Below are 6,251 nucleotides of genomic sequence, written 5' to 3'. Positions count from 1 at the left end.
ATCTCCCCGGTCTCCTTGGGATGCGCTTTCGTAAAGTGGAGGCTGATGAAGTTGTCGCGACGCTTGAGGTAAGCCGCGCCCTCGGCGCCTGGAATGGCTATCTGCACGCCGGCACCGTGACGTCACTCGCTGACACCTGCTGTGGTTACGGGACTTTGCGCGGCCTTCCGGCCGGCGCCAGTGGTTTCACCACCATGGAGCTCAAGAGCAACCTAATCGGAACGGCACGCGAGGGCATCGTGGTCTGTACGGCGCGTCCGATACATAAAGGACGTACCACGCAAGTGTGGGACGCCGACGTGCGCCGCGAGGCCGATGGCGTCGCAATCGCTTACTTTCGCAACACGCAATTGGTCCTGTGGCCGAAAGCGTGATTGGCAGTCGTCGGCTACGCCGTAACCCGGCTCCGTCCGGAGTGGTGTCTGTCGATCGGCTCCGCCGTCGGTCGCAGAGGGAGCAATTTTTTCTTTGGCTTCCATTTCGACTGAGCTGCCGGTGTGGCGCACCCGGCACGATTCGAACGTGCGGCCTCCACCTTCGGAGGGGAGCTATGTGGGAAACTGGGTCATGACGGAATGAGATAGGCGGCGTATCGAGGCGGGTGTCGAGCCTGCCAGAACCTCTCGAGGAGAGCGATACGCCATGAACGAGAATAGCAGCATTGTCCGTCTTCGCCAGCCCGGCGATATCGACGATCCACTGACCAATATCCTGCGATCGGGTGCGCGCAAGCTGCTTGCGGAGGCGATCGAGCAGCAGGCGGAAGCCTTCCTGGCCGGCATGAAGGAATTGAAGCTTGCCGACGGGCGAGACCGTGTCGTGCGGCACGGTCATGGGCCGACACGCACGATCCAGACCGGGATCGGGGCGGTCGAGGTCGCCCGGGTGAAGATTCGAGATCGCGGGGCGGCCGGCGACGGCGAGCGAATCCGCTTCAGCTCGGCGATTCTGCCGTTGTGGGCGCGCCGGACGAGAAGCCTGGACGCACTGCTGCCGGTGCTCTACCTGCGGGGCATTTTCGACCGGCGACTTCCAGGAGGCGTTGGCGGCCCTGCTGGGCAAGGATGCGCCGAACCTTTCGCCGGGCGCGCCAGGACACAGCCCGGGTGACGGAGTTGCGCACCAGCGGAACGTTTCGCCTGTTGGCGCCATAAAGCTCGATTGGGATCAGATCGGCGCGGTGCTGGCTCATAAGCAAATGTCGTCTGAAGCTCAGCGGCTGCGCGACAGGGCTTTGTCAAACGCTGCGGAGAAGCCGTCCGAGGTCAGAAATCGCAGCGCCTCGCGCAAGGATTCGGAATCGGTGCGGTCGAAGGCGGCCTCAAATCCTTTCTGGGCTTTCTCCCGCAGGACGTCGGTTTCGGCGAGCTTTGTGCGGCCGTGCCGGGTAAGGGTTATCAGCCGACTACGTACGAGATCGGCGACGGTGAGCCGCGCCGCCTGCGACGGCCGGGCCCCGGCGATCCTGTCCGACGCGATGGTGCACGCCATCGTCGCCGCGAGTACGCCGTACAACACCGGCCGCTATCCGCGCATGCCGTATTACCGGCACGTCAGCCGCCGTGATCGCGAAGGCGGCGGTTGGAAACGCGCCGACGCGCATGCGTGCCTCACCGTTCCACGAGTTCCCTCCCCTTATTCATGAATATATCTCATGCTAAGCGGTGCAAAGTGTCGTTTGTGGATTGGTCCGGCAGCGCAGATATTACAGGCAATAGATTAGCGATAGGAGCTGAAAGCATGTCCACATTCACCCATGAATCGATGATAAATTATCATGGCCGCGGCCTGTTCGCGCAAGCCTCTTGGCCACGGAATCGAACCATGACGAAATTCAAGCTTATCGGCGCAGCCGCATTGCTCTCCGGGGTGATCGCAACGCCGGCGCTCGCACAGCAGGCGGTGCAGGAGCCAGGCGCGCAGGCCTTCTACCAGAGCCTCGGTGTCGGGTCTCACAACTTCAGAGCGCCATCCTACGGTGCCGCCAATGCGCTGGCGGCCACAGGCAACGTCAATCTCTCGGCGGCCCCGGCGAGGCATCATCCGCGTGCGTCCAAGCACCGGCATTGAGCAGGCGGCGGCCTGCGGGCCGCCTCCTTGTGCGCCTCCATGCAGCACACCGCTGGTTGCCGAGAGCGGCCTGCCGAAGCTGTCTTCACGACAGCTTGTCGTAGAAATTCCTTCTACGCTCAGTCAATGCATTGATATTGTTGATGAAATTTTGATACGGGAAGGGGGAGATTACCAAAAGGTATTGGGGTAAGGAGCTCCAGCGCCGCGCCGGTAGACCAGCGCCAGCCGTGCCGTCGGGTTTTGGCCGGCGATCTGACGATACACAACGACATGTCAGACGGATCGGCATGAAGTACCGAGCGCGTGGCAGGAAAGTCTGAGGTCTTGTGATGTCATTGGAGACAGACGATCGGCGCGTGTTCCAAATGCGAGCACCGACCCCTCAGAACCCTGCTGACAGCAGACTTCAAGTTGAGGCGTTGACGGAAGAAAACGAAAATCAGGATGTCGAGCGTGTTGATGATAAGCGCCGCTACGGACCCGCCAAGGGCGCGCTGCGGCGGCGCCCTTTTGCATTCGCCGGCGGCCTGATCCTGCTGTTTGTGACATTGACGGCCGCATATCTCTATTGGGACTACACCACGTACTTTGAATCGACCGACGATGCCTTCATCGCCGCGCGTCAGTTCACGGTCTCGCCCAAGGTCCCCGGTTACCTCACCGCAGTCCCGGTTACCGACAACCAGCACGTCGCCGCGGGCGGGGTGATCGCGCGCATCGACGAACGCGACTACCGTATTGCGTTCGAGCGGGCACGGGCGCAGGTGGCGAGTAGTGAGGCCAGCATCCAGAACATCGACGCCCAGATCGGCGTGCAGAATGCGCAGATCAGCGCCAACCAGGCCGAACTGCACCAGGCACAGGCGGCGCTGGTTTTTGCGCAGCAGCAGAACGCGCGCTACGAGCATTTGGCACAAGCAGGCTGGGGCACGGTTCAAAATGCGCAGCAGTACTCCTCGCAGCTAAGTCAGCAGGAAGCAGCAGTTCAAGGTGCTCAAGCCAACCTCACGCTGGCGCAACGTCAGATCGAGGCACTCAAGGCACAGCGCAACAGCGCGGTCGCGAGCCTTGCCCAAGCCAGGGCCCAGAGCGACCAAGCGCAACTGGATCTTTCTCATACGATTGTCACGGCAGACCAACCCGGGCGCGTGGTCCAGATCAGCGCCGCCGTCGGTGAATTTGCACAGCCCGGCACCAATCTGACGATGTTCGTGCCCGACGACATCTGGGTTTGGGCAAATTTCAAAGAGTCGCAGCTCGACCACATGCGGCCGGGGGAGCCGGTAACCCTTCACATCGACGCCTATCCGGAACGCGCGATCCACGGCCATGTGGCGAGCGTCCAGCCCGGATCCGGCACCGCGTTTTCGCTGCTGCCCGTCGAGAACGCCACCGGCAACTATGTCAAGATCGTCCAGCGCGTGCCGGTCAAGCTGGTGGTGGACCACCTGCCGACCGACGTCGCGCTCGGGCCCGGTATGTCGGTCGTCCCAACGGTACGGATCGATCCCGCGCCCTCGCTCCTGGAGCGGCTGGGGGCGTGGCTATGAGCGCCGGCCCGACCCAAACGAGCGCTTCTGCTGGTACGGGCAGCGCGGGAGCCAATCCGTGGCTGATCGCGGTACTCGTCGCGTTCGCCACCTTCATGGAGGTCCTCGACACCACGATCGCCAATGTGGCGCTGCGCTACATTGCAGGTGGCCTGGGGGTCAGCGAGGACGAGGCGTCATGGGTCGTGACGACCTATCTCGTCGCCAACGCCATCATTTTGACGGCCAGCGCGTTCCTGGCCAAAACGATCGGCCGCAAGCGCTTCTTTCTGATCTGCCTGGCGCTGTTCACGGCGAGCTCGGTGCTGTGCGGCATTGCCTGGACGCTGCCGTCGCTGGTGCTGTTCCGCATCATGCAGGGCTTGGCCGGCGGGGGCATGGTGCCTGTCGCCTCGTCGATCCTGGTGGATGCATTCCCGCCCGCGAAGCGCGGCCAGGCCTTTGCGCTATTCGGGGTCGCTGTCGCCGTGGCCCCGGTGGTCGGGCCGACATTGGGCGGCTGGCTGTCCGACAATGTGTCGTGGCACTGGGCCTTCCTGATCAATGGTCCGGTCGGGGTGGTGACGCTCGCGCTGATCGCGCTGGTCGTGCGCGAGTCGGAGGCGGCGGTCGAGGAGCAGCGAAAGTGGCGCCAACAAAAGGCCGGGTTCGACGTTGTCGGCTTCGTGCTGGTCGCGACGTTTCTCGGCGCCTTGGAGATCATGCTCGATCGCGGGCTCGAGGACGACTGGTTCGGCTCGTCTTTTATCACCACGGTTGCGATCGTCTGCGCGCTCGCTTTCATGCTGATGATTCCGTGGGAGATGACCCGCCGCAATCCGACAATCGACGTCCGGATGGTGGCGACGCGTCAGTTCGGCGCCTGCTTTCTGGTGATGCTGGCGACCGGTGCCCTCCTGCTCGCGACGACTCAGTTCCTGCCACTCCTCGTGCAGCAGGATTTCGGCTACACCGCGACCTGGGCCGGCGTCATGGTCTCGCCGGGTGGCGGCGTCGCCATGGTGATGATGTTCGTCGCCGGCCGTCTGGTGGGCAAGATCCAGCCAAAGTACCTGATCGCCGCCGGCGCGGTCGGCATCGCGCTGTCAATGTACGCGCTGACCAATGTCTATGGCGATCTCGGCTTCTGGTTCATGGCGCGCTCCCGGATGCTGTTTGCGGCCGCGATCCCACTGATGTTCATTCCGATCACCGCTACGTCCTATGACGGCATCCCGCCCGACAAGACCGGCCAGGCCTCGGCCTTGATCAACATGGCGCGCAATACCGGCGGCTCGATCGGCATCTCTTTGATCAACAACGTGCTGTGGCGCCGCGAGCAGTTTCATCAGAGCCGGCTCGTCGACCAGGCGCTGCCGTCCAGCGTGCAATATCAGGACACGCTGCACCACATGACGGACTATTTCGTTGCGCAAGGCAGCCCGCTGATCAAGGCGCAGCATCAGGCGCTTGCCTGGATCGGACAACAGGTGCAGATGCAGGCATCCTTCCTGGCCTACATGGACGCCTTCTGGGTGCTGACGCTGATCGCGCTGGCGGCGGTTCCGCTCGCGCTAACGCTGCGCAGTGTCAAGCTGGGGGGCGCCAAGCCCGCGGCCCATTGATGTCGCTGCCTCGGCCTTGGAGGGCCGCTTTGGGTCATTCGCGACTGAGTCGAGACAGCAGAGAATCCGGTCAAGTCCGCTAAGCCTCCGAAAGCGGAAGTAATGTTCGAGCATTGGCGTCACGGACACGGGACGTCGTCGTTGGCTGTTACGAGTGACTTACGCGCGTAATTTAGGCCTGCCCGACAACCGCCTTAATGTGACTGAGCGTCAACGAGGCGTTTGTGGCGTTGCTCAAAAAGTCGCGTGGAATCGCCGTTTTGGCGATTCCACATTTAAGCTAGGGGCTGGCACTCCGGTGCGCCCTTTTTGTTTGAAGCGTAAGGCATACAAAATACAACAAGCCAGGTCGACGAGACGCTACCGCCTGTTCGGACCAAAAGCGTCAGCTGTACTTACTGTTTTCATTGTATTTTTTATCAGCCCCGCGAGAGCAACTTTGTTGACAATTGGCATTTTGTATACCAGACTTACGATCGTTAACGAACCAAGGAGGTTGCCATGCAAGTCGGGGATATTCTGCGCAAGAAAGCTGCCCGTGTCGCAACGATCCGCATGAACGAGACGGTGGCGATCGCCGCGCAATTGATGCGTTCGGGCAATATCAGCGCGCTGGTGGTCAAGGACGTCGTCCACACCGAGGGCAACACTGCCGTGGGCATGTTCACCGAACGCGACGTGGTGCGCGCCATTGCCGAGCACGGCGCGGCGGGCGCCAACATGCGCGTGTCGCACTTCATCTCGGTGCAGCAGCTCGTCTCCTGCAGCTCGCGCGACCCGCTCGAGCATGTCCGCCATCTCATGAACAGGCACCACATCCGCCATGTGCCCGTCATCGACAATTACAGCCTGATCGGCGTCATCAGCATCCGCGACATCGCGGCCGCATTCGACGAGCAGGCGATGGCCACGCGGGAAGCTATCCCGGCTTGAAAGCACTTCAGCGTCAGCTGGCCGACACCGTGCTGACGCTGGTCGCCCACCGCGCCAAGATCGCCGGCCTCCATGACTGAATAATCCGTCT

The 6,251-nt window shown here is 62.3% G+C and carries 6 protein-coding genes and 1 pseudogene; 6 read left to right on the top strand and 1 reads right to left on the bottom strand.

All coding sequences use genetic code 11. From position 1 onward, the window contains the following. On the top strand, positions 1-374 hold a 374-nt coding region (locus J6497_RS24245; protein WP_225706791.1), incomplete at its 5' end, for a PaaI family thioesterase. Between the two features lie 268 nt (positions 375-642). Beyond that, positions 643-1,084 (top strand): annotated as a pseudogene (locus tag J6497_RS24240) (transposase); the annotation flags it as partial. A gap of 128 nt (positions 1,085-1,212) precedes the next feature. Here J6497_RS24240 and J6497_RS24235 read toward each other — a convergent pair. After that, positions 1,213-1,515, bottom strand: coding sequence for a hypothetical protein (locus J6497_RS24235; protein WP_225706800.1), 303 nt, complete (start codon positions 1,513-1,515; stop codon positions 1,213-1,215). A gap of 309 nt (positions 1,516-1,824) precedes the next feature. Here J6497_RS24235 and J6497_RS24230 point away from each other — a divergent pair, with 309 nt between their 5' ends. The 4 genes from J6497_RS24230 (at position 1,825) to J6497_RS24215 (ending at position 6,160) form a co-directional block, all read left to right on the top strand. Further along, positions 1,825-2,070 carry a hypothetical protein gene (locus J6497_RS24230; protein ID WP_225706790.1) on the top strand — a complete coding sequence of 82 codons (246 nt, stop codon included), beginning with the start codon at positions 1,825-1,827 and terminating at the stop codon, positions 2,068-2,070. A gap of 332 nt (positions 2,071-2,402) precedes the next feature. Then, entirely contained in the window at positions 2,403-3,623 is a 1,221-nt protein-coding gene (locus J6497_RS24225; protein WP_225706789.1) for an HlyD family secretion protein, read from the top strand. Next, positions 3,620-5,227, top strand: coding sequence for a DHA2 family efflux MFS transporter permease subunit (locus J6497_RS24220; protein ID WP_225706799.1), 1,608 nt, complete (start codon positions 3,620-3,622; stop codon positions 5,225-5,227). The genes J6497_RS24225 and J6497_RS24220 overlap by 4 nt, the downstream gene beginning before the upstream one ends. Positions 5,228-5,728: 501 nt before the next feature. After that, positions 5,729-6,160, top strand: coding sequence for a CBS domain-containing protein (locus J6497_RS24215; RefSeq protein WP_225706788.1), 432 nt, complete (start codon positions 5,729-5,731; stop codon positions 6,158-6,160). Positions 6,161-6,251: the final 91 nt, after the last annotated feature.

The organism is Bradyrhizobium cenepequi, from assembly GCF_020329485.1.
Classification (GTDB): Bacteria; Pseudomonadota; Alphaproteobacteria; order Rhizobiales; family Xanthobacteraceae; genus Bradyrhizobium; species Bradyrhizobium cenepequi.
This window is presented reverse-complemented; position numbering and strand designations above follow the sequence as displayed.

Bases quoted from the DNA above. Each gene is read 5' to 3' on its own strand.
- J6497_RS24230 (WP_225706790.1), top strand. From the start codon at position 1,825: ATGACGAAATTCAAGCTTATCGGCGCAGCCGCATTGCTCTCCGGGGTG.
- J6497_RS24225 (WP_225706789.1), top strand. From the start codon at position 2,403: ATGTCATTGGAGACAGACGATCGGCGCGTGTTCCAAATGCGAGCACCG.
- J6497_RS24220 (WP_225706799.1), top strand. From the start codon at position 3,620: ATGAGCGCCGGCCCGACCCAAACGAGCGCTTCTGCTGGTACGGGCAGC.
- J6497_RS24215 (WP_225706788.1), top strand. From the start codon at position 5,729: ATGCAAGTCGGGGATATTCTGCGCAAGAAAGCTGCCCGTGTCGCAACG.